Here is a 21,422-nt window from a genome sequence, read left to right as displayed (position 1 = left end):
GGTGCTCTCAGCTTATGAGGACGCAGGCGGGGACAACTCGGTTCGGAGCGAACCGATTCGGGCGCAGGTGTCGATCATCACTTCCTCGACCTCGTCGAGCGGGCGCTGCTCCGCGGTGGATTTGGCGAGGGCGAGCGCGGCGGTCTGGACGGTCAGGGCGCGGGCGGGGACGTCGAGTTGGGCCCAGGGGTCGTGGGCGGCGACGGCGGGGCCGCCGGCCGCCACGTACGCGTCGAGGAATCGGGACCAGACGTCCGGGGGCAGGATGCCGGCGGCGAACCAGGCGGCCGGGCGGGCCAGGTCCCAGGCGGGGTCGCCCAGACCGAGGTCGTCCACGTCGATGAGGAGCCAGGGGCCGTCCGGTGTCCGTGGATCGCGTACGAGCTGGCCGAGGTGGAAGTCGCCGTGGCAGAGGAGGGCGGGGTCGGGGGCGGCGGCCGGCTCCTCGGGGAGGGTGGCCCAGGCGCGCAGCACGACCTCGACGGCGGGGCGGGGCGCGTCGGCGAGGCGCATCCGGTGGACAGCGAGGGCGGCCTTGGCGGGGGCGCGCATGGGCGGAAGCCCGGGGGGCGGCGGGGTGCGGTGGAGCCTGGCGAGGAGCCGGGCCGCGTCCTCCCAGGGGGCGGCGTCGGGGTCGGCCGGGTCGACGGGGGTGCCGTAGGGCCAGGCGGTGAGGGGGCGGGCGTCGGCGGTACGGGTGGGGAGCGTGGGGTGCGGGTGCGGGTGCGGTGGGAGCAGGATCCCGTCGAGCGCGTCGAGGGCGGCGACGGCGATCCGGGCCGCGTGCTCATCGGGATCGATGCCGGGGGCGTGGGCCTTGACGACGACGGCGCCGTGGCGGACGACGGTGCCGTCGTCGCGGTCGGCGAGGACGATTCTGGTGCGCGAGGCGCACGGGCAGTCCGCGTCGGCCCGGTGCGCGGCGTCCCGCGCGAGGTCGCTGAGCTGTTCGAGTTCGGCGTGCTCCACGCGGGGAGCGTACGCGCTGCGGCCGTGGGTACGGAGGGGAGCTCCCCCACCCCACCCCTTCCCGAAACCCTGCCGGGGGCTGGTGGGAGCTGCGGATTCCTTCCCGGGGGCTCCGCCCCCGTCCCCCCGGGAAGCGGCAGCTTCGCGCCGCCCGCGTCGCCCAGCGGCTGCGCGGCCCAGGAGCGGGCGGGCCGCATCGCCTGCGGCCGTTGAGGCCGGCACCCTGTGGTGGGACAGCAAGCGATCGACCGGGGCGCACCGTCGGCAGCGTCGCGCCGCAGGAGCGGGCCGGGCCTGCACCCCGGAGGCCCCGCATCGGCGGCTGCGCGCCGCAGGAGCGCCTGGGGGCGGGGAGAGGTGGCATCGTGCCACGGTGTCGGGTCGCGAGCGAGTCGGGTCGGGTCACGCCGGGCCGCATCGGCGGCGGCCCTGGAGGCGCGGGTGGCAAACCGACCGGGTAGTGCCCGGAACCGCAGGGCGGCGGCTGTGCACCGGAGGAACGGGGCCCACATCGCCGGTAGTCGAGGGGGGCGCAACCGGGCCGCGCTGGGCGGCCCGGGAGCGGCAGCTTCGCGCCGCAGGAGCGAGCGGGCGCCTGTATCCCCGGCAGCCCCGACTCGGCGGCTGCGTGCCGCAGGAACGGGCCCGCTCGCCCGGGGCGGGGAGAGGCGAGCTCGTGTCGCGGTAGCGGTCTCGGGTCGCGAAAGCGCGAGGGCCGGTCAGCTCCCCAGCTGACCGGCCGCACGCTGCCGTCCGCCGCACCCCCGTCCCCACGGGGTTGTTGGCCGGATGTCCCCGACCCGGGCCGCTCTCCCGGGTCCGGGGCGCCGCTCAGCGCCCCAGCATCACGCCCACGGACGACGCCTGTGTGACCACTGCGTCCCAGCCGCCGAAGACGACGACCAGCAGGGTCGCGAGAGGGAGGACCATGGCGGTCGCCACCAGGGGGTGGCGGCGGCCCGAAGGTCGGGTGTTGATCCGCGATGCCGTGTACGCCATGGTTCCTCTCCTGTCGTGTCTGGCAGCGGCGGGTGTCTGACCTCGGGGGACGAGTGCTGCACCCGCCGCTTGACCTCAACACTAGGGATCGGATGCCGCCCGGACGTCATGCCCGCGTACCGATCTCCGGGCCTCCCGGAGGATGACGAGCACCCCCGCCGCGTACTCCCCTGGGTGGAGAGCCCGCCCTAGGACTGAGGGTCTTCCCGGAGGGGTACCGGCTGCTCGACCAGCGCGAGGACCCGGCTCGCCATGAAACGGGCCGTCCGGACGACCACCCCGGTCCGCGTGACTTCGCTCACTTCCACCACCCCTCGTCGTACCGCCGTCTCCACCCTCCGGCCCGCCCGGCTTGCCACCACTTCGTACGTCCGTGTCGTGTCCCCCGCATCCACGACTATCTCCACGCGATCACCCTTCATCGATCCAATCCCCCTTCTGCGACCGGACATTGGGAAATCCCGCGGCCCGAACGGCCGTCAGCGCCGTCGTCCTGACCACCCCTCAAGTGTCCCCCTCAGCACTGACAATCGATCCTCCGGCGAGGGCGCGGCCTATGAGCACACCGGGGCGCCAATACGTAAGCTGTGCCACGTCGAACGGACGAGGGGACGGACATGGCGATGATGCGGCTCCGGCGGGAGGATCCGCGGATCGTCGGGTCGTTCCGGCTTCACCGCCGGCTCGGGGCCGGCGGCATGGGGGTCGTGTATCTGGGGTCCGACCGGCGCGGTCAGCGCGTGGCCCTGAAGGTGATCCGGCCCGATCTGGCCGAGGACCAGGAGTTCCGGTCGCGCTTCGCGCGCGAGGTCTCCGCGGCCCGGCGGATCCGGGGCGGCTGCACGGCCCGGCTGGTCGCGGCCGATCTGGAGGCCGACCGCCCGTGGTTCGCCACCCAGTACGTTCCCGGCCCCTCGCTGCACGACCGGGTCGCCGAGGAGGGTCCGCTGCGGGCCGCCGACGTCGCCGCGATCGGGGCCGCGCTCTCGGAGGGCCTGGTCGCCGTCCACGAGGCCGGTGTCGTCCACCGGGACCTCAAGCCCTCGAACATCCTGCTGTCCCCCAAGGGGCCGCGGATCATCGACTTCGGCATCGCCTGGGCCACCGGAGCCAGCACCCTCACCCATGTGGGCACGGCGGTCGGCTCCCCCGGCTTCCTCGCGCCCGAGCAGGTGCGGGGCGCGGCCGTCACCCCGGCCACGGACGTGTTCTCGCTCGGTGCCACCCTCGCGTACGCGGCGATGGCGGACTCACCCTTCGGGCACGGCAGTTCGGAGGTCATGCTCTACCGGGTGGTGCACGAGGAGCCGCAGCTGAACGGCGTACCGGACGCGCTGGCGCCGCTCGTCCGGGCCTGTCTCGCGAAGGACCCCGAGGAGCGTCCCAGCACCCTGCAACTCTCCATGCGGCTCAAGGAGATCGCCGCCCGTGAGGCGCAGGGACTGCCCGCCGGCCGCCCGCCGGCCCAGCGGGAGCGTACGGAGCAGTCCACGGGCAGTCGGCCGACGGAGCGGTACACCGAGCGCAATACGCAGGGGCGGGCACAGGGTCCGGCCTCGCGGCCTTCCGCCTCCCGCACCGGCGGCGGTCGGCCGGCCCCGCAGTCCCGGCCCAACGGACGTCCCGCACCGTCCCGGCCCGGCGCCCGCACCACCTCGACCGGCCGCCGCCCCGCCAATCCGCGGCTGCTGCGTCAGCGGTTGTTCGTGTTCGTGGTGGTGACGTTGGTGGTGGCGCTGGGGATCGCTGCCGCGCAGGCCCTGCAGGGCTAGTGGCCGCCATGATCCGCCGGACAGGCCCTGGCGGCCGCTGAAGAGGCCCTAGTCCTGCGGGCGGCCGCTTGCCACCGCGTAGAAGGCCACGGCGGCCGCCGCGCCCACGTTGAGCGAGTCGACTCCGTGGGCCATCGGGATGCGGACCCATTCGTCCGCGGCGCGCAGTGCCTGTGTGGACAGGCCGTCGCCCTCCGCGCCGAGCATCAGCGCCGCCCGCTCCAGCTTGTGCGGGGCCGCCACGTCGATCGGGGACGCCTTCTCGTCGGGGGTGAGCGCGAGGAGCTTGAAGCCCGCCTCCCGTACCGCCTCCAGGCCGCGCGGCCAGGTGTCCAGACGGGCGTACGGGACGGAGAAGACCGCGCCCATGGAGACCTTCACGGACCGGCGGTACAGCGGGTCGGCGCAGTCCGGGGAGAGCAGCACCGCGTCCATGCCGAGGGCGGCGGCGCTGCGGAAGATCGCGCCGATGTTGGTGTGGTCGTTGACCGACTCCATGACGGCCACCCTGCGGGCGGTACGGAGGAGTTCCTCGGCGCTCGGCAGCGGCTTGCGCTGCATGGAGGCGAGGGCGCCCCGGTGCACGTGGTAGCCGGTGACCCGCTCGGCGAGGTCCGGCTGCACCGCGTACACGGGCGCCGGAACCTCGTCGATGACGTCGCGCATGACGTCGACCCACTTGGCGGACAGCAGCATCGACCGCATCTCGTACCCGGCCTGGCGGGCCCTGCGGATGACCTTCTCGCCCTCGGCGATGAACAGGCCCTCCGCGGGCTCGCGTCTGCGGCGCAGCTCGACGTCGGTCAGCCCGGTGTAGTCGCGCAGACGCGGGTCGTCGGGGTCGTCGATGGTGATGAGTTCGGCCACGAGGTGATACTGCCTTGTCCGGGGTGCGGTGCCAATGTGTGCGGCAGGGGGTTGGGTTACCCCTGGTTACTTCACGAGCTTCTCGGGACCCTCGCCGACGACCTCGCCGATGACGATGACCGCGGGCGGACGGACCTCCTGGGCCTTGACCGTCTCCGCGACCGTGGCGAGCGTGGCGTCCACGCGGCGCTGGGTGGCCGTGGTGCCCTCCTGGACGAGGGCGAGCGGGGTCTCGGGGGCCTTGCCGTGGGCGATCAGCGCCTCGGCGATCTTCCCGATCTTGTCGACGCCCATCAGGATCACGAGCGTGCCGGTCAGCTTGGCGAGGGACGCCCAGTCGACCAGCGAACGCGGGTCGTCGGGGGCGACATGGCCGCTGACCACGGTGAACTCGTGCGCCACACCGCGGTGGGTGACCGGGATGCCGGCCGCTCCGGGGACGGAGATCGAGCTGGAGATACCGGGGACGACCGTGCAGGCGATGCCCTCCGCCGCGAGCGCCTGGGCCTCCTCCATGCCACGGCCGAAGACGAAGGGGTCGCCGCCCTTGAGCCGTACGACCGACTTGCCGGCCTTGGCGTGCTCGATGAGCGCGTTGTTGATGGCCTCCTGGGCCATGAAACGGCCGTAGGGGATCTTCGCCGCGTCGATCACCTCGACGTGCGGAGGCAGTTCGTTGAGCAGGTCGCGGGGGCCGAGGCGGTCAGCGATGACCACGTCGGCCTCGGCGAGCAGCCGGCGGCCGCGGACCGTGATCAGGTCCGGGTCGCCGGGGCCGCCGCCGACCAGCGCCACGAAGGGGGTACGGGAGCGGTGCTGCGGGGCCGCGATCGAACCGTCCCGCAGGCCCTCGACGATCGCGTCGCGCACGGCGGCGGAGCGGCGCGGGTCGTGACCGGTGAGCACGGCGACGGTCACGCCCTCACTGCGGCCGGTGGCCGGGGTCCATGCGGTGGCCGCGTCGGCGTCGTCGGAGCGCACGCACCAGGTCTTGGTCCGCTCGGCCTCGGCGGAGGCGGCGGCGTTGGCGACGGGGTCGCTGGTGGCGACGAGGGCGTACCAGGCGTCGGCGATGTCCCCGTCCTCGTAACGGCGCCTGACCCAGGTGATCTCGCCGGCCTCGGCCATCGCCTCGACGGAGGGAGTGGCCGAGGGGGAGATGAGGGTGACATCGGCGCCGGCGGCGATCAGGGCGGGGAGGCGGCGCTGGGCGACCTGGCCACCGCCGAAGACCACGACGCGGCGGCCGGAGAGGCGGAGTCCGACGGGGTAGGCGGGGTGCGCGGCGTGCTCGGCCATGGGTGTGCGGCTCCTCGAAGGGGCGTGTGTGGAGGCCGCTGCGGCGGTGAAGCGGCTGGTGGGGCAGGGTTTCGGCCGCCCGCACCCACGATATCGGTCACCGGGGGTGGGCGGCCTGTGACGGATATCCCCCTCGGTGACCTGGCGGGTCTCCGGCCCCGGTGCGAAGGAACGTGCCGACGCACCGGGGCCGTGGTGTGGTCCCCACCCGTTGCGGATCAGTCGTCCACAACGGTTACGGCTACTTCTCCGTGACACCCGCCGAGTCGAAGGTCGCCACCTCGTGCATCGCGCGGGCCGCGCTCTGGACGACCGGGAGGGCGAGGAGCGCGCCCGTGCCCTCGCCGAGACGGAGGTCGAGGTCGACCAGAGGACGCAGGCCCAGCTTGTTGAGGGCCGCGACGTGGCCCGGCTCCGCGCTGCGGTGGCCCGCGATGCAGGCCGCCAGGGACTCGGGCGCGATCGCCCGGGCCACCAGCGCCGCCGCGCCGGTCGAGACGCCGTCCAGGACGACCGGGGTACGGAGCGAGGCCGCGCCCAGGATCAGGCCGACGAGCGCCGCGTGCTCCAGGCCGCCGATCGCCGAGAGGACACCGATCGGGTCCGCCGGGTCCGGCTTGTGGAGGTCGAGGGCGCGACGGACCACGTCGACCTTCCGCGCGTGCATCTCGTCGTTGATGCCGGTTCCCCGGCCGGTGACCTCGACCGGGTCGACCCCCGTGTACACGGAGATCAGCGCCGCGGACGCGGTCGTGTTCGCGATGCCCATCTCACCGGTCAGCAGGGCCTTGTTGCCCGCCGCCACCAGGTCCCGCGCGGTCTCGATGCCCACCTCGATCGCGGCGAGCACCTCCTCGCGGGTCATCGCGAGACCGGTCGTGAAGTCGCCCGTACCGGCACGGACCTTGCGGGGCAGCAGCCCCGGCGTGGACGGCAGCTCGGAGGCGACGCCGACGTCGATGACGCAGACCTCGGCGCCGACCTGGTTCGCGAAGGCGTTGCAGACCGCTCCCCCGCCGAGGAAGTTCGCGACCATCTGGCCGGTCACCTCCTGCGGCCAGGCGGTGACGCCCTGGGCGTGCACCCCGTGGTCGCCGGCGAAGATCGCGACGGCCGCGGGCTCCGGGATCGGCGGCGGGCACATCCGGGAGAGCCCGGAGAGCTGCGCCGAGATGATCTCCAGCATGCCGAGCGCCCCGGCGGGCTTCGTCATGCGCTTCTGCCGCTCCCACGCCTCGCCGAGCGCCTTGGCGTCCAGCGGGCGGATGTTGGAGACGGTCTCCTGGAGCAGGTCGTGCGGCTCCTCGCCCGGCAGGGCGCGGCGGCCGTACGTCTCCTCGTGGACGACCCAGGACAGCGGGCGGCGCTTGGACCAGCCCGCCTGCATCAGCTCGGGCTCCTCGGGGAACTCGTCGACGTACCCGACGCACAGGTACGCGACGACCTCGAGGTGCTCGGGGAGGCCGAGCGCGCGGACCATCTCGCGCTCGTCGAAGAAGCTGACCCAGCCGACGCCGAGGCCTTCGGCACGGGCGGCGAGCCAGAGGTTCTCGACGGCGAGCGCGGAGGAGTACGGCGCCATCTGCGGCTGCGTGTAGCGGCCCAGGGTGTGCCGGCCGCCGCGCGTGGGGTCGGCGGTGACGACGATGTTGACCGGGGTGTCGAGGATGGCCTCGATCTTCAGTTCCTTGAACTGCTTCGCCCTGGCCTTGGGCAGCGACTGGGCGTAGGCCTCGCGCTGACGCTGGGCCAGTTCGTGCATGCTCCGGCGGGTCTCGGCGGAGCGGATGACGACGAAGTCCCAGGGCTGGGAGTGGCCGACGCTGGGGGCCGTGTGGGCGGCCTCCAGGACGCGGAGCAGCACCTCGTGCGGGATCGGGTCGGAGCGGAAGCCGTTGCGGATGTCGCGGCGCTCGCGCATCACGCGCAGCACGGCCTCGCGCTCGGCCTCGTCGTACCCGGGCGCCGGGGCACCGGCGGCCTCCTGCTCCTCGGCCTCCTGGACCTCAGAGGCTTCCTGGGCTTCCGAGGCTTCCGAGGCGTCCGGGGCCTCCTGAGCCTCAGGGGCCTCCTGAGCCTCCGGGACCTCCTGGGTGGAGTCCTCGACGGCAGCGATCTCCTCGGCCACCGGCTCCTCGACCGCCGGCTGTTCGGCGGCGGGCGCCTCGACGGCCTCGACCACGGGCTCGGCCTGGACGTCGACCGCGGGCTCGGCCTGGACCGCCTCGGCCTGGATCTCGGGCTGCTCCTGCTCAGGGGCCTCGACGACGGCGGGCTCCACGGCGACGGCGGGCTCTTCGGCGACGGGGGCCTCGGCGACCGGCTCCGTCTCGGGCTCCGGTGCCTCCTCGGCGACGGGCTCGACAGCGGGCTCGACGGCAGCCTCGGTCACGACCTCCTGGACCGGCTCGGCCTCGACAACGGCCTCTGCCTCGGCCTCGACGGGCGGTACGGGAACGGCGGCGGACGAACCGCCGTCGCGCGGGGCGGGGACGGCCACCGGGGCCTCCGCCACCGGCTCTTCGGCCACGACGGAATCCTCGACCGGAGCCTCGACCGCGGGCTCGGCGGCGACGGGCTCGACGGCCTGCGCCTCCACCTGCGCCTGCTCAGGCTCGGTCACCGGTTCCGGTGCCGGAACCGGCTCCTCGGCGGCGGCCTCGACCACCGGCGGCGTCGGTGCCAGGTGCGGGGTGGTCGGGACCGTGCCCTCGACCTGGACGAACTGGCCGACCGTTTCTGCGGGTCCTGCCTGCTGCACCGGCGCCCCCACGGGACCCTGGGGCTGCGGGTCCCACGGCACGGCGCCCTGCGGCGGGAGTTCGCCGAACTGGGGGGCGGCCTGCGCGGCGGGCTGCTCTCGCGGGACGTCGAGGTACTCGAGGCCGGTCGTCGCCGGGCCCTGCGCATGGGCCGGAACCGCGGCGGGCACCGTGGAGGCGACAGGCGCGGGGGCCGGGGCGGGCGCCGGCGCGGCGACGTGTGCGCCGGCGGGACCACGGTCGGCGAGCGAGCGCACGACTCCCCCGCCGGCCTCGGGCACGGGCGGGCCCATGTGCAGCGGTCGGCGGGCGGGCGGCGGGGTCGGAGCGGCGGCCGGCGGCGGTACGCGTACCGCGCCGAGGTCCACCGAGCCGGAGTCGCGGCCGGCTGCCTCGTGGGCACCGGTGTCCAGGATCCCGGGCTCGTACCCGTGGTCGGTGACGACCGGCTCCTGCGGGGCAGCCGGTACCCCGTGCGCCGGGGTGGAGACGGCCTCGTGCGCGACCGGCGGAGCCGGTGCGACGGGCGTCTGGGCGGCGAGGGCGTCGGCGATCGGACCCGCCAGCGGGTCGGTGAGCGGGTCGCCGACCTGGGGCAGTTGCCCCGGCATCATCCCGGGCGGCGGTACGGCGACGGGCGGCGCGGGCACGGCGCCCGGCTGGTGCTCGCTCCACGCGCCCTGCGCGCCCGGCATCAGAAGGAGGTCGTCGTCCTCGGCTGCGCTCTCGGAGGGGTCCAGGAAGGTGTACGCGCCCGGTGCGGGGATGCCCGGCTGCTCCACCATGCCTGCGTTCTCCGGCAGCCCCTCGCCCGGGACCTGGCCGGTGTCCGTCATGCGTACCCCTCGCCCATCGGTTGTGCTCCTTCAGACCTTCGCCCGTCAACAAGAACGAGCGTGCGCGCCGTGCGGCACGAATGACGCGCGGACACCACAGCATTGTCGCGGGCTTCGGCCATCGTGGCAGGGAGATCCGCCACGGTGCGCTGTGGACTGCGCCACGTCGCGCGTCCCCCGGTTGCTCCGTACCACATCAGCGGCCCAAAGGAGCCCCTACTTCCGGACATTGGAGAACAAAACACCGAAGGTCCGGCTGCGGTACAACAATCGGCCAGCCTACCTGGCCCTCCGGGCGGCACGGTCAGGGGGCGGCGCGGTCGATCCGGCGTCCGGAGAGGAGGAAGACGACGGTGCGGTCCCGTTCCGACCAGTCGTTCGGGTCCAGGCCGACGCTCTGCAGCAGGGCGCATTCGACGGTGTAGCCGCCGTCGGTGAGCGCGGCGCCGATGGCCTCCGCCTCGTCGCGCGTGGAGGCGTGGGCGACGATCGCTTCGGGCCTGCGGTCGGTGCAGGCGGTGACGACGGGGACGCCGCCGCCCCCGATCCGTACGACATCGGGCTCGGGGAGCCGTTCCAGTACGTGTGGGGCGCGGCCGGCCACGGCCTGCAACTGGACGCCGTTGCGGCGGGCAGCGGCCTCGGTGCGGGCGCACGCGTCCGGGTCGGCGTCCACGGCGATGACGGCGGCGCCGAAGCGGGCGGCCTCGACCGAGAACGCGCCGCCGCCGCAGCCGATGTCCCAGACCAGGTCGCCGACGCGGGGGCCGAGCCGGGCGAGCTGCGCCGCGCGCAGGGTCAGGTCCTGGCCGCTGCCGCCACCAGTCTCCTCCGAGGGCAGCGCCCAGCCTCGTACGGCCGGGGTCTCGTGACCCATCAGCCAGCCTCCGCCCTGTCCGCCGGCGGAGCCGCCGATGACGATCACGACGTTCGGGTCGCGCCAGGCGTGGTCGGCGGCCTTGTCGGAGGTGAGGACGGTGACCTGTTCGCGGTCGGTGCCGAGTTCCTCGCAGATGACGAACGTCCGGTGCACCCCGTCGAGGAGGAGCGCGAGCTCGGCGGGACCCGCGCCGGGCGAGGTGAGGACGGCGACCTTGGGGTGGGCGCGGCAGACGTTCACGGCGCGGCGCAGGGTGCGCTGGTGGGCGACGACGATCCGGGCGTCGTCCCAGGGCATTCCGGCCCGGGCGAAGGCGGCGGCGACGGAGGAGACGGCGGGCACGACCTCGACCTCGAGGCCGTGCTCGGGGGCGCGCAGGGTGCGGACGACGCCGAAGAAGCCGGGGTCGCCGTCGGCGAGGACGACGGCGGTGCCTCGGTGGCCGGCGATCCTGCGGGCGGCGAGGTCGACGCTGCCGAGGCGGATGCGCTCGGCGCCCGGCGGCACCTCGGGCAGGGCGAGGTGGTGCGGGGCCCCGGCCACGAGGGTGGCGGCGGAGAGCGCGGACCGGGCCGCTGCGGTGAGGGGCGAGCCGTCCCAGCCGATCACCGTGACCCGGTCGGCCATCGTCGTCTGTCTCCTGAGGTCTTGTCGCAGGTCGGGGAGCGTGTCGAGCGTACCCGGGATCGGTGGCGGGCTCAGCTCCAGTCGGTGAACGAGGAGTATCCGGCCTCAGCCATCTGGTCGGCGACGCCTTCGAGGTCCTCGGGGAGCAGTCCCCAGACGATGAAGTCGGTGCGGAGGTCGGCCCACGTGCCGTCCTCGGTGCGGGTGCGGGCTATGCAGGCGCCGCGCAGGACGCCTTCGCTGATGCAGCCGATCTTCTGGGCGACCTGCTGGGAGGCGGTGTTGTCGGCGGCTGTGCGCAGCTCGATGCGTTCGAATCCCTGGTCACCGAAGAGCCACTGGGCGGTGGCGAGGGCGGCTTCGGAGGCGTATCCCTCGCCGCGGGCCCAGGGCGCGATGATGTACGACATCTCGGTGGACCTGACATGCCAATTGGTCTTGCCCAGCTGGATGATGCCGACGAGGCGCTGAGTGAGGAACTCGGTGACGGCGAGGTCGAGGCCGCGGCCGGCTTCGCGTTCGGTAGGGGCGTACTCGGTGATCCAGCGGAGCGCGCCGTCCTCGGTGAAGGGCTGGGGGACGGCCGTCCAGGCCGCGACCATCTCGTCGTTCATCATCTCGGCCAGGGCCGGGGCGTCGGCCTCTTCGAGCGCGCGCAGCACCAACCGGTCCGTGTTGATGGAGATGTCCGGAAAGGTGGTAGTCATGCGCAGCTCCATGCCGTGGACCGTCCGAATCGACCGTGAACGCACAGCATGCAGCATGCAGCGGCCGGTGCGCATGGCCGGGTCCGATGTGGCGTCAGATACGGGAGGGTGCGACAAAGGCCCCGCGCACCGGACGGGATGCGGGGGCCTTCGTCACAAGAACTGTACTGCGGGCCTTACTTGGCGACGGCGCCGAAGGCCGGGACGACCGAACCGTTCTTGTAGGTGTCCTCGATGTACTTCTTCACCTCGGGCGAGTTGAGGAGCTTGGCGAGCTTCTGCACGCGGGCGTCCTTCTCGTTCCCCTCCTTGACGGCAAGGAAGTTGGCGTACGGGTTGCCGTCCGCCTTCTCCAGGGCCAGGGAGTCGGTGGCCGGGTTGAGCTTGGCCTCGATGGCGTAGTTGCCGTTGACGACCGCGGCGTCCACGTCGTTCAGGGCGCGGGGCACGGTGGCGGCCTCCAGCTCCTTGAACTCCAGGCCCTTCTTGTCGGTGATGTCGGAGAGCTTGCCGTTGGAGCCGACGCCGTCCTTGAGGGTGATGAGCCCGTTGTCGGCGAGCAGCTTGAGCGCGCGGCCGCCGTTGGTGGTGTCGTTGGGGACGGCGATGGTCTGGCCGGCCTTCAGGTCCTTGAGGTCCTTGACCTTCTTGGAGTAGAGGCCGAGGGGCTCCAGGTGGACGTTGACCACCGGGACGATGTGGGTCTTGTTCTTCAGGTTGAAGTCGTCGAGGTACGGCTTGTGCTGGAAGAAGTTGGCGTCGACCTGGCCGGACTCGGTGGCGGTGTTCGGCAGGACGTAGTCCGTGAACTCCTTCACCTCCAGCTTCAGGCCCTCCTTCGCGGCGAGGTTGTCCTTGACGTAGTTGAGGATGTCGGCGTGCGGCGTCGGGGACGCGGCGACGACGAGCGCCTTGTCCGCGGATCCGGCCGCGTCCTTGGAGGAGGACGGGTCGGAGGAGGTGCCGCAGGCCGTGAGGCCCAGGGCGAGCGCGGTGGTGGCGGCGAAACCGGCGGCGAGCTTGATGTTCTTACGCACGAAAAGTGCCTCTTTCTGGTGGTGCGGTGGACGCCTGGACAACAAGTCCGGGCTCTTCTTCGAAAATCGAAGTCTGTGGAGTCGCGCGGTGGTCGGCGCGACGGGCGGGGGCGCGGTCAGGCGGTGCGTCCCCGGCGGGCGAGGAGGCGGACGGCCAGGTCGCCGATGAGCTGGACGACGGTGACGATCGCGATCAGGACGACGACGGTGACCAGCATGAACTGGGTGTCGAAGCGCTGGTATCCGTAGGTGATGGCCTTGGAGCCGAGGCCCTCGCCGCCGACCGCGCCGGCCATCGCGGAGTAGCCGACGAGCACGATGACGGTGGTGGTGACGCCGGAGACCAGCGAGGGCAGCGCCTGCGGCAGCAGCACCTTGCGGATGATCGTGGGCACCGAACCGCCCATGGACTGGACGGCTTCGACCAGTCCGTGGTCGACCTCGCGGACCGCCGTCTCGACGAGGCGCGCGAAGAACGGGATGGCGCCGATGGCGAGCGGCACGATCATCGCGGTGGGGCCGATGAAGGTGCCGACGACGAAGGTCGTGAAGGGGATCAGGGCGATCAGCAGGATGATGAACGGCAGCGAGCGGCCGATGTTCACGATCACGCCGACGACCTTGTTGACCACGGTGTTCTGCAGCAGTCCGCCCTTGTCCGTGAGGACGAGGAGGATGCCGAGCGGCAGTCCGCCGAGGACGGTGACGAGCGTGGCCCACAGGACCATGTAGAGCGTGTCGACGGTGCCCTGCTCAAGCAGCGGCTGCATCTCCGACCAGGTCACTTGGCACCTTCCTTGACCAGTTCCGCGGTGGGCGCGGTCTCCTCGTCGACGACGTCGACCTGGAGTCCCTGCTCGCGCAGGAAGCCGACGGGCACGACGTTCTCCTCGTACCGTCCGGGCAGTTCGATCCGCATCCGGCCGATCTGCTTGCCGCCGACGGTGTCCATCGCGGCGCCGAGGATCGAGATGTCGATGTTGTACGTACGGGAGAGCTGCGAGATCACCGGCTGGGTGGCGGCCTCGCCGTGGAAGGTGACGTCGACGACCGTGCGGTCGGGGCCGGTGGCGGCGCCGCTGACGGGGAAGAGCTCGGCCGCCAGCTCGGAGCCGGGGGTGGCGAGCAGTTCGCTCACGGTGCCGGACTCGACGATCCGACCCTTCTGCATCAGCGCGGCGGAGTCGCAGATCGTCTTGACGACGTCCATCTCGTGCGTGATGAGCAGGACGGTGAGGCCGAGTTGCCGGTTGAGGTCGCGCAGCAACTGGAGGATGGAGCGGGTGGTCTCCGGGTCGAGGGCGCTGGTGGCCTCGTCGGAGAGCAGCACCTTGGGGTTGCCGGCCAGGGCGCGGGCGATGCCGACGCGCTGCTTCTGGCCGCCGGAGAGCTGGCCGGGGTAGGACTTCGCCTTGTCGGCGAGGCCGACGAGGTCGAGGAGTTCCAGGGCGCGGCGCGAGCGCTCGGCGCCGGAGACGCCGAGGATCTCGAGCGGCAGCTCGATGTTGTCCTTGACGGTGCGCGAGGACAACAGGTTGAAGTGCTGGAAGACCATGCCGATGCTGCTGCGGGCGCGGCGCAGGTCCTTGCCGGCGCGGCGGCCGCTCGCCGCCAGCGCGGTGAGGTCGACGCCGTCGACGGTCACGGTGCCGGAGGTGGGTCGCTCCAGGAGATTGACGCAGCGGATGAGCGAGGACTTGCCGGCGCCGCTCTGGCCGATCACGCCGAACACCTCGCCCTCGCGGACGTGGAGGTCGACGCCGTCCAGAGCGGTGACCTGGCGGCCGCGCGACTCGTAGACCTTGGTCAGGCCCGAAGTGGTGATCACAGGGGTTTCCGTCACTGTCGAGTGCGCGGCGCGGGGTCCGCCGGGCACGGGGCATTCGTCATTCGGACAGTCAGGCGCGAAGTCGGCTGGTCCGGTGGGTGACCGGGCGGCAGCGCGTGCGCGGGGCGGGCACGGTCCGGCGCCGGAAGGGCGGGCGGATCGGCTCGGCCGTCGGGGTCTCGCTTCGGGGCGCGAGGCTCAGGCGGGGGCCCTCAGAAGGCGCACATTCGACACATACAACGAGCACCGGGCGTCGTGATCGCCTCGGTCGCAAGGGTGCGGCTGCTCGTCGTGGTCATGGCTGCAAGTAAAGCACGCACCTGTCAGGCCGGATCCGGAGTGTCCGAATAGCGGACGTCGCCGAGATGCCATCCGGACACCTCGCCCGGCCGTCGCGCACCGGGGGCGGCCTCCGGTACCCCGGGCGTGGCCTGCGTGGATGGCTCCGCCAGGCCGGCCACGACGACATCGGCACGACCTCGGATCGGCCGTGGCTTGTGGCCAAGGCCACGGTCCTCATGCCTACCGCACAGTGGGGGCCGCGCGGCTCCACACGGTGGGGGGCGAGAGCATCGGGTCTCTTGGCCCGTAATACCCTCGGGCCCATGCTTGACGCCCTGACGGTCGCGGTTTCGGTGGCCGCGCTCGCCCTCGCCGCCTGGTGCGGCTTCGCCTTCACCCGCGATCAGCCGACCAAGGACTGGCACTTCATCGGCATGGCCGTGGTGACCTTCCTCGCCCTGGTCCAGCTGATCGTGGGCATCGTGCAGCTGTCGCGCGGCGAGAAGGCCGAGGAGGGCACGACGATCTTCGTCGCGTATCTGCTGGGCTCGCTCTGCGCCGTGCCGGCAGCCGGCTTCATGTCGCTCGCGGAGCGGAGCCGCTGGGGCTCGGCGACGGTGGCGGCCGGCGCGGTCGTGCTCGCCGTCCTCGAGGTGCGTCTCTTCGACATCTGGACGGTGGGCTGATGACCGCGACCGAGGGAACCGCCCGCCTGGTCAAGGGCCCCGGCATGCTGCTGGTCTGGCTGTACGGAGTGATGTCGGTCGGCGCGGTCTCCCGCTCGATCTACCAGATCGCGACCGAGTTCGACCGGGCGCCGCTCGCGTACTCGCTGTCGGCGGTGGCGGCCGTGGTGTACGCCTTCATCACGTACACGCTGGTCCGGGGCGGGGAGACGGCCCGCAGGGCGGCGCTGGTGTGCTGCGCCGCCGAGCTGGTGGGCGTACTGACCGTGGGGACCTGGACACTGGCGGACCCGTCCGCGTTCCCCGACGCCACGGTCTGGTCGGACTACGGCTACGGCTACATCTTCATTCCGGTACTGCTGCCGGTGACCGGGATCTGGTGGCTGCGCCGGTCCCGGACGAGCGCCTAGGCGGCCTTCTCCAGGGTCACGAGCGTGAGCCGCGGGCCGATCTCACGCGTGGCGACCTGCTCGTAGCCCTTGCTGCGGTACAGCCTCAGGTTGCCCTCGCTGCGGTGGCCGGTGAAGAGCTGGAAGCGCTTGGCGACGGGGGCCGGGTCACCGGCGAAGTGGCTCTCGATGGCGTCGAGCAGCCGGCCGCCGAGTCCGTGGCGCTGCATCCGCGGGTGGACGATGAGCTTGGCGATCCGTACGGTGCCGGTCTCGTCGACCCGCCCTCGTACGGAGGCGACGACCTCGTCGCCGAGGCGCGCCACGAGGCCGTGGCCCTGGGCGAGTTCGGCCTTGAGGGCGTCCAGGGTCTGGGTGAGAGGCTCGATGGAGTAGTCGCCGTAGAGCTCGGCCTCGCTCTGGTAACAGAGGTACTGCAGCTTGAGTATGTGCTCCGCGTCCTGCGCGGTTGCCGCTGAGATGGTCACGCTCATGCCCATGTGCGCATGCCTCCCGCTCACCTGGTCCACCGGTCGGTCTACCGCACCTTTCCCCTCGAGGTCGATGCGGGAACCTCTGCAGCCAGCATTCTGCGCAGGCATCCCAGGCAGCGGGAACGCATCGGCCCCAGACTGCCCTGTGAGATACCCAACTCCCCTGCGATTTCCCGGTAGGTGGGGTCGGCCGGATCGAGCATCGCGGTGAGCAGGCGCGGGCAGTGGCCGGGGGTACGGCGGACGGCCGCGCGCACGACGCGGCGGCGTTCGGCCACGAGGGCCGAGCTCTCGGGGGAGTCGTGCGGTTCGGCGGCCTCCTCCTGGTAGGGGCGTTCCCGCAGGACCGCGCGGCGGGCGCGGCGCGCCTCTGCGCGGACGGCCCGGCGCAGCCAGTCGGCGGGGCGGGTGGGCGCGTCGTCGTCCTGGAGCCGTTCGAGGAGTTTGAGCCAGACGGCCTGTTCGATGTCGCCCGCGTCGACGCCGGCGGCGGGGGCCTCTGCGTTCGATTCGGCGGCGAGAAGAGGGGCGAGGGTGCGGAGGAGGTGGGCGTCGGTGGCGGTCATGCCGGGGACGACGGGCCGGGGCGGCGGGCGGTTGCGGGCTCGTGCGTAAACCACTCGCGTGGGTGCCGTTCATGCAGTGCGGGCCGCGCCCCGGGGTGGACGTCCTTGCGAAAGGCGCCGGCCCCGGGGCGTTGTGCCCACCCGTCCCCCTAGGACTTCGGCCTGGGGACCCCCACCGCGGGACGAATGCTCACAACAGGGCCTTACAAGTCCGCCGCTGCCAGGAGGGCCGTGTCCGGGTTGTCGGAGAAGATGCCGTCGATGCCGGTCGACAGGTAGGTCTTCAGGGCGCCGAAGACGTCTCCGTAGGCTGTCGGGTCCGTGCCTCGGCGGTATTCGGCCGGCAGGAAGCTGTTCTCGTTGCGCTGGGTGTACGGGTGGAGGATCAGGCCCTCCGCGTGCGCGTCGCGCACCAGGGTGGTCGGGCTCCCGAGGCGGCCGCTCGCGTCGCGCGGGATGACCAGGTCCAGGGTGGGGCCGATGCCCTGCGCGTACGAGGCGATCCAGCGCAGGCCCTGGGGCGTGACGAGGTCGGCGACCGTGCGCGGGTCGCCCGCCTGGACGAAGTCCCAGGGGCGGCTGCTCGCGGCGGAGAGCAGCACCACGCGCGGGGAGTTCACCAGCTTGGCGAGGCGCTGGATGCTGCTCGGCTCGAAGGACTGCAGGAAGACCGGGGAGTCGGCGCGGTGGCGCCCGTACCGGCGCAGCAGCTTGGCGAGGCGCTCCTCCAGGCCGAGGCCGAGGGAGCGGAAGTAGGTGGGGTGCTTGGTCTCGGCGTGCAGCCAGACCTCGCGGCCCCGGCGGCGGCCCTCCTGCTCGGCCCAGCGCAGCACCTCCTCGAAGGTCGGAATCTGCCAGCGGCCGTCGTAGAGGGTGTTCTCCTGGCGGGTGCCGGGGATGCGCTCCTTGGCGCGCAGCGTCTTGAGCTCGGCGAGCGTGAAGTCCTCGGTGAACCATCCGGTGAGGGAGACCCCGTCGACGGACTTGGTGGTCCTGCGGGAGGCGAACTCCGGGTGGTCGGCGACATCGGTCGTGCCGGTGATGTCGTTCTCGTGCCGGCAGACCAGATGGCCGTCCTTCGTGGGGACGAGATCCTGTTCGATCACATGGGCGCCGAGGTCGAGCGCGAGCTGGTAGGAGCCGAGGGTGTGCTCGGGGCGATAGCCGCTGGCGCCGCGGTGGGCGATGACCGTGGGGACGGGGAGGGAGCGGAAGCCGTGGCCCTTGCCCCGTGCCTCGGCGGCCTGCGCGGCGCCCGTGGGCAGGACCGTCGAGGCGCCCAGTACGGCCGCGCCCGCCGCCCCGAGGACCGTCCGCCGGGCCGGGCTCCGGTGCTCACCCTGTGTCATGAAGGCTCCTTCGATGTGATGTCCCGCACCTGTCAACAGCTGCTCCGACCGTAGGCAGTCACCCCCTCCTCGCGGCAGACCCTGGTCGAACATGGCGGAAACACACGTCAACACTGCGTATCCACTCGGTGAACCCGATGTGCGTACGGTGGTGACCCGCGAGTATCGTCCTCACCTGCATACTCCCCCACACACCGACGCCGTCCGTCCCGACACCGGAGGAACCGTTGTCCCGTCTGGCCCTCATCAAGGCAGTGCTCGGACCGATCCTGCGCCTGATGTTCCGCCCACGTGTGGAGGGCGCCGAGAACATCCCGGGAACGGGTCCGGTGATCCTCGCGGGCAACCACCTCACCTTCATCGACTCGATGATCATGCCGATCTGCACGGACCGCCCGGTCTTCTTCATCGGCAAGGACGAGTACGTGACGGGCAAGGGCGTCAAGGGCCGGCTGATGGCCTGGTTCTTCACCAGCGTCGGCATGATCCCGGTGGACCGCGACGGCGGCCGGGGCGGTGTCGCGGCGCTGATGACGGGCCGCCGGGTGCTGGAGGAGGGCAAGATCTTCTCGATCTACCCGGAGGGCACCCGCTCCCCCGACGGCCGGCTGTACCGGGGTCGTACCGGCATCGCGCGCCTCACGCTGATGACCGGCGCGCCGGTGGTGCCGTTCGCGATGATCGGCACGGACAAGATCCAGCCGGGCGGGGCGGGTCTGCCCCGGCCGGGCCGGGTGACGGTGCGGTTCGGCGAGCCGATGGAGTTCTCGCGGTACGAGGGGATGGACCGGGACCGCTATGTGCTGCGGGCGGTGACGGACTCGGTGATGTCCGAGGTGATGCGGCTGTCCGGCCAGGAGTACGTGGACATGTACGCCACCAAGGCGAAGGCCGCGTAGCGGTCGCGAGCAGGTAGGCCCACGGGGCCGGGATCCTCGAGAAGGATCCCGGCCCCGTGGTGTTGGGCCCGCGGCGGGTTACGGGTGCTCCACCCCGTCCTCCAGCTTCTGGCCCTTCAGCAGGAACCAGGCCGCGGCCGCCGTGGCGAGGAGGACCGCGGCGCCGACGCCCGCCGCGATGTTCAGGCCGTCCACGAAGGCGTCCTGGGCCGACGCGACCAGGGTGGTCGCCGTGTCGGGGGCGAGCCCCGCGGAGGCCTCGACCGCGCCGCCGAGCGACTCGTGGGCCGCCGCGGCGGCATCCGAGGGGACGCCCGCCGGGGTCGTGAAGCCCTGGTAGACGCCGGTGACTATCGAGCCGAGGAGCGCGATGCCGAGCGCCGCGCCCAGTTCGTATGCGGTCTCGGAGACGGCGGAGGCCGAACCGGCCTGCTCCTTGGGCACGCTGGAGAGGATCACGTCGGCGGTGACGGTGAACGAGAATCCGGCGCCGAGGCCGACGACGAGCAGGGCCGCGCCGAGCAGCGGGTAGCCGGTCTCCCGGTGGACCAGGGTGATGACGGCGAGCGCGAGTCCGATCGCGGCGAGACCACCGGCCACGATGCCCCGTACCGAGAACCGCCGGGCGTACCGGCCCGCGATCAGACCGGTGACCACCGCGCCGACGGCGGCGGGCAGTTCGGCCAGGCCGGCCTCCAGCGGCTCACGCCCCTGGACGAGTTGCAGGAACTGGGAGAGGAAGAAGACCAGTCCGGACAGTCCGAAGACGGTGAGCAGGTCGGCCAGGACCGCGCCCGAGAAGCCGCGGTGCTTGAACAGCCGCATGTCGAGCAGCGGCGCGGTCAGCGCGTACTGGCGCCGGACGAAGGCGTAGAGGGCGGCGGCGCCGATGGCGACGGCGCCCCCGGCCTCCATGGACGGGCCGTGGGAGGCGAGTTCCTTGACCGCGTAGACGACGCCGATGATGCCGACGAGCGAGAGCCCGACGCTGATCAGGTCCCAGGGGCCGGCGACCGGGTTCTTGGACTCGGGCAGCAGCTTGATGCCGACGAGGACCAGGACGGCCATGACGGGCAGGTTGATGAGGAAGACCGAGCCCCAGTAGAAGTGCTGGAGCAGCGCCCCGCCGACGACCGGGCCGATGGCCGCGCCGGCCGAGGCGGTGGCGCCCCAGATACCGATGGCGAGACTGCGCTCCTTGGGGTCGTGGAAGATGTTCCGGATCAGCGCCAGGGTCGACGGCATCAGGGTCGCACCGGCGACACCGAGGAGCGCGCGGGCGACGATCATCATCTCGGGGCTGGTGGCGTACGCGTTGAGCACGGAGACGGCGCCGAAGGCGGTCGCACCGATCAGGAGCAGCTTCTTGCGGCCGATCCGGTCGCCGAGGGAGCCCATGGAGACGAGCAGGCCGGCGATGACGAAGGAGTAGATGTCGCCGATCCACAGCAGCTGCGTGCCGGACGGCTTGAGGTCCTCGCTGAGCGAGGGCGTCGCGAGACCGAGTACGGTGGCGTCCACCGCGACCAGCAGGACGGCCAGGACCAGCACCGCGAGGGCGAGCCAGCGGCCGGGGCTCTTCACCTCCGTGCCCTGCGTCGGGGTCAGTTGCCGGGTCCCGCTCATTGCTCCACGCTCCGTCGTGCGCCACCGAGCAGCAGCTCGGTGGTCATGTAGTGAAAGTCCTTGGCCGCGACCCTGCCGTCCATGACGGACCAGGCGCAGGAAGAGATGAGGCCGTAGAGGGCCTCGGTGAGCCAGGCGGGGCTCAGGTCGATCCGGAAGGTGCCCTGCTCCTGGCCGCGCCTGAAGAGGTCGCTGACCCTCGCGTCGAGCCGGGCCCAGCCCTCGTTGACCTGGTCGCCCTCGAAGAGCTGGTTCTCGGTGACGAGGAAGGCCAGCAGCTGCGCGCAGGGCTCGGATTCGGCGACGAGGCGCCGCAGGGCGTCGTCGGCCGGACCGTCGTCGAGCCGTGCCGCGTCGAGCGCGGCTTCGAACTCCTCGATGCCCATCGCCTCCAGCGCCCTGACCAGCGCGTCCCGCCCGGCGAAGTGCCGGTGCAGGGTGGCGCGGCCGATGCCCGCGGCCCGGGCGACCTCGTCCATGGTGGCGGTCGATTTCCGGGAGAGCAGGGCGGCAGCGGAGCGGAGCACCTGGGTGCGGTCGACTGACAT

Annotated in this window: 20 protein-coding genes; 4 read left to right on the top strand and 16 right to left on the bottom strand. The window is 72.4% G+C overall.

Features of this window, described 5'->3' with window-relative positions; translation table 11 throughout:
- Positions 1-12: 12 nt before the first annotated feature.
- The 3 genes from ABZ939_RS01390 to ABZ939_RS01380 form a co-directional block, all read right to left on the bottom strand.
- Positions 13-969, bottom strand: a complete 957-nt coding sequence (locus tag ABZ939_RS01390) for a phosphotransferase (protein ID WP_361847454.1) — start codon at positions 967-969, stop codon at positions 13-15.
- Between the two features lie 831 nt (positions 970-1,800).
- Complete coding sequence (locus ABZ939_RS01385; protein ID WP_361847451.1) at positions 1,801-1,968, bottom strand: hypothetical protein; 168 nt, start codon at positions 1,966-1,968, stop codon at positions 1,801-1,803.
- Positions 1,969-2,156: 188 nt separating this feature from the next.
- Positions 2,157-2,390 (bottom strand): hypothetical protein, encoded by a 234-nt coding sequence (locus ABZ939_RS01380; RefSeq protein WP_137990476.1) that lies wholly within the window; start codon positions 2,388-2,390, stop codon positions 2,157-2,159.
- 195 nt (positions 2,391-2,585) lie between these two features.
- On the opposite strand from ABZ939_RS01380, the gene ABZ939_RS01375 reads away from it, so the two are divergent.
- Positions 2,586-3,740 (top strand): serine/threonine-protein kinase, encoded by a 1,155-nt coding sequence (locus tag ABZ939_RS01375; protein WP_361847448.1) that lies wholly within the window; start codon positions 2,586-2,588, stop codon positions 3,738-3,740.
- Between the two features lie 48 nt (positions 3,741-3,788).
- Here ABZ939_RS01375 and ABZ939_RS01370 read toward each other — a convergent pair whose 3' ends face one another.
- The 8 genes from ABZ939_RS01370 to ABZ939_RS01335 all read right to left on the bottom strand — a co-directional run bounded on the left by ABZ939_RS01370 (position 3,789) and on the right by ABZ939_RS01335 (position 14,583).
- On the bottom strand, positions 3,789-4,607 hold the full coding sequence (locus tag ABZ939_RS01370) for an RNA methyltransferase (protein WP_361847445.1): 819 nt from the start codon (positions 4,605-4,607) through the stop codon (positions 3,789-3,791).
- Between the two features lie 66 nt (positions 4,608-4,673).
- Positions 4,674-5,906 carry a uroporphyrinogen-III C-methyltransferase gene (gene cobA, locus ABZ939_RS01365; protein ID WP_361847443.1) on the bottom strand — a complete coding sequence of 411 codons (1,233 nt, stop codon included), beginning with the start codon at positions 5,904-5,906 and terminating at the stop codon, positions 4,674-4,676.
- 241 nt (positions 5,907-6,147) lie between these two features.
- Positions 6,148-9,504, bottom strand: a complete 3,357-nt coding sequence (gene cobT / locus ABZ939_RS01360; RefSeq protein WP_361847440.1) for a nicotinate-nucleotide--dimethylbenzimidazole phosphoribosyltransferase — start codon at positions 9,502-9,504, stop codon at positions 6,148-6,150.
- A gap of 304 nt (positions 9,505-9,808) precedes the next feature.
- Positions 9,809-11,011, bottom strand: a complete 1,203-nt coding sequence (gene cbiE / locus ABZ939_RS01355; RefSeq protein ID WP_361847437.1) for a precorrin-6y C5,15-methyltransferase (decarboxylating) subunit CbiE — start codon at positions 11,009-11,011, stop codon at positions 9,809-9,811.
- A 71-nt stretch (positions 11,012-11,082) separates the two neighbouring features.
- Positions 11,083-11,718: a GNAT family N-acetyltransferase gene (locus tag ABZ939_RS01350; protein ID WP_361847434.1), complete on the bottom strand. Its 636-nt coding sequence runs from the start codon at positions 11,716-11,718 to the stop codon at positions 11,083-11,085.
- Between the two features lie 176 nt (positions 11,719-11,894).
- On the bottom strand, positions 11,895-12,755 hold the full coding sequence (locus ABZ939_RS01345) for a MetQ/NlpA family ABC transporter substrate-binding protein (protein WP_361847431.1): 861 nt from the start codon (positions 12,753-12,755) through the stop codon (positions 11,895-11,897).
- Positions 12,756-12,871: 116 nt separating this feature from the next.
- Positions 12,872-13,540, bottom strand: coding sequence for a methionine ABC transporter permease (locus ABZ939_RS01340; RefSeq protein ID WP_361847428.1), 669 nt, complete (start codon positions 13,538-13,540; stop codon positions 12,872-12,874).
- Positions 13,537-14,583 (bottom strand): ATP-binding cassette domain-containing protein, encoded by a 1,047-nt coding sequence (locus tag ABZ939_RS01335; protein WP_361847425.1) that lies wholly within the window; start codon positions 14,581-14,583, stop codon positions 13,537-13,539. The genes ABZ939_RS01340 and ABZ939_RS01335 overlap by 4 nt, the downstream gene beginning before the upstream one ends.
- Before the next feature lie 605 nt (positions 14,584-15,188).
- Between ABZ939_RS01335 and ABZ939_RS01330 the strand changes: the two genes are divergently transcribed.
- Complete coding sequence (locus ABZ939_RS01330; RefSeq protein ID WP_329122724.1) at positions 15,189-15,551, top strand: hypothetical protein; 363 nt, start codon at positions 15,189-15,191, stop codon at positions 15,549-15,551.
- A complete protein-coding gene (locus ABZ939_RS01325) occupies positions 15,551-15,961 on the top strand; it encodes a hypothetical protein (RefSeq protein WP_361847422.1) in 411 nt (136 codons plus the stop codon). Before ABZ939_RS01330 ends, ABZ939_RS01325 begins: the two co-directional genes overlap by 1 nt.
- Here the strand turns inward: ABZ939_RS01325 and ABZ939_RS01320 are convergent.
- The 3 genes from ABZ939_RS01320 to ABZ939_RS01310 form a co-directional block, all read right to left on the bottom strand.
- Positions 15,958-16,440, bottom strand: coding sequence for a GNAT family N-acetyltransferase (locus tag ABZ939_RS01320; protein WP_361847420.1), 483 nt, complete (start codon positions 16,438-16,440; stop codon positions 15,958-15,960). The two genes, ABZ939_RS01325 and ABZ939_RS01320, sit on opposite strands and share 4 nt — an antisense overlap.
- Before the next feature lie 38 nt (positions 16,441-16,478).
- Positions 16,479-17,000, bottom strand: coding sequence for a sigma-70 family RNA polymerase sigma factor (locus ABZ939_RS01315; RefSeq protein WP_361847417.1), 522 nt, complete (start codon positions 16,998-17,000; stop codon positions 16,479-16,481).
- A gap of 203 nt (positions 17,001-17,203) precedes the next feature.
- Complete coding sequence (locus ABZ939_RS01310; RefSeq protein WP_361847414.1) at positions 17,204-18,349, bottom strand: glycerophosphodiester phosphodiesterase; 1,146 nt, start codon at positions 18,347-18,349, stop codon at positions 17,204-17,206.
- 227 nt (positions 18,350-18,576) lie between these two features.
- Here ABZ939_RS01310 and ABZ939_RS01305 point away from each other — a divergent pair, with 227 nt between their 5' ends.
- Complete coding sequence (locus ABZ939_RS01305) at positions 18,577-19,248, top strand: lysophospholipid acyltransferase family protein (protein ID WP_158985569.1); 672 nt, start codon at positions 18,577-18,579, stop codon at positions 19,246-19,248.
- Between the two features lie 78 nt (positions 19,249-19,326).
- Here ABZ939_RS01305 and ABZ939_RS01300 read toward each other — a convergent pair whose 3' ends face one another.
- Together ABZ939_RS01300 and ABZ939_RS01295 are read right to left on the bottom strand one after the other, a co-directional pair.
- Positions 19,327-20,874, bottom strand: coding sequence for an MFS transporter (locus ABZ939_RS01300; protein WP_361847411.1), 1,548 nt, complete (start codon positions 20,872-20,874; stop codon positions 19,327-19,329).
- The gene (locus tag ABZ939_RS01295) at positions 20,871-21,422 is read right to left on the bottom strand and encodes a helix-turn-helix domain-containing protein (RefSeq protein WP_361847408.1); all 552 of its coding nucleotides are present in this window, start codon (positions 21,420-21,422) and stop codon (positions 20,871-20,873) included. Before ABZ939_RS01295 ends, ABZ939_RS01300 begins: the two co-directional genes overlap by 4 nt.

The sequence above is a fragment of the Streptomyces sp. NPDC046712 genome, assembly GCF_040645695.1.
Taxonomy (GTDB): Bacteria; Actinomycetota; Actinomycetes; order Streptomycetales; family Streptomycetaceae; genus Streptomyces.
The sequence above is the reverse complement of the archived record's forward strand: the minus strand, read 5'-3'. Positions and strand labels throughout refer to the sequence as shown.

Coding starts and splice junctions, on each gene's coding strand:
- ABZ939_RS01385 (WP_361847451.1), bottom strand. CDS start 1,968: ATGGCGTACACGGCATCGCGGATCAACACCCGACCTTCGGGCCGCCGC.
- ABZ939_RS01380 (WP_137990476.1), bottom strand. CDS start 2,390: ATGAAGGGTGATCGCGTGGAGATAGTCGTGGATGCGGGGGACACGACA.
- ABZ939_RS01375 (WP_361847448.1), top strand. CDS start 2,586: ATGGCGATGATGCGGCTCCGGCGGGAGGATCCGCGGATCGTCGGGTCG.
- cobA (WP_361847443.1), bottom strand. CDS start 5,906: ATGGCCGAGCACGCCGCGCACCCCGCCTACCCCGTCGGACTCCGCCTC.
- cobT (WP_361847440.1), bottom strand. CDS start 9,504: ATGACGGACACCGGCCAGGTCCCGGGCGAGGGGCTGCCGGAGAACGCA.
- cbiE (WP_361847437.1), bottom strand. CDS start 11,011: ATGGCCGACCGGGTCACGGTGATCGGCTGGGACGGCTCGCCCCTCACC.
- ABZ939_RS01350 (WP_361847434.1), bottom strand. CDS start 11,718: ATGACTACCACCTTTCCGGACATCTCCATCAACACGGACCGGTTGGTG.
- ABZ939_RS01330 (WP_329122724.1), top strand. CDS start 15,189: ATGCTTGACGCCCTGACGGTCGCGGTTTCGGTGGCCGCGCTCGCCCTC.
- ABZ939_RS01325 (WP_361847422.1), top strand. CDS start 15,551: ATGACCGCGACCGAGGGAACCGCCCGCCTGGTCAAGGGCCCCGGCATG.
- ABZ939_RS01320 (WP_361847420.1), bottom strand. CDS start 16,440: ATGGGCATGAGCGTGACCATCTCAGCGGCAACCGCGCAGGACGCGGAG.
- ABZ939_RS01315 (WP_361847417.1), bottom strand. CDS start 17,000: ATGACCGCCACCGACGCCCACCTCCTCCGCACCCTCGCCCCTCTTCTC.
- ABZ939_RS01310 (WP_361847414.1), bottom strand. CDS start 18,349: ATGACACAGGGTGAGCACCGGAGCCCGGCCCGGCGGACGGTCCTCGGG.
- ABZ939_RS01300 (WP_361847411.1), bottom strand. CDS start 20,874: ATGAGCGGGACCCGGCAACTGACCCCGACGCAGGGCACGGAGGTGAAG.
- ABZ939_RS01295 (WP_361847408.1), bottom strand. CDS start 21,422: ATGTCAGTCGACCGCACCCAGGTGCTCCGCTCCGCTGCCGCCCTGCTC.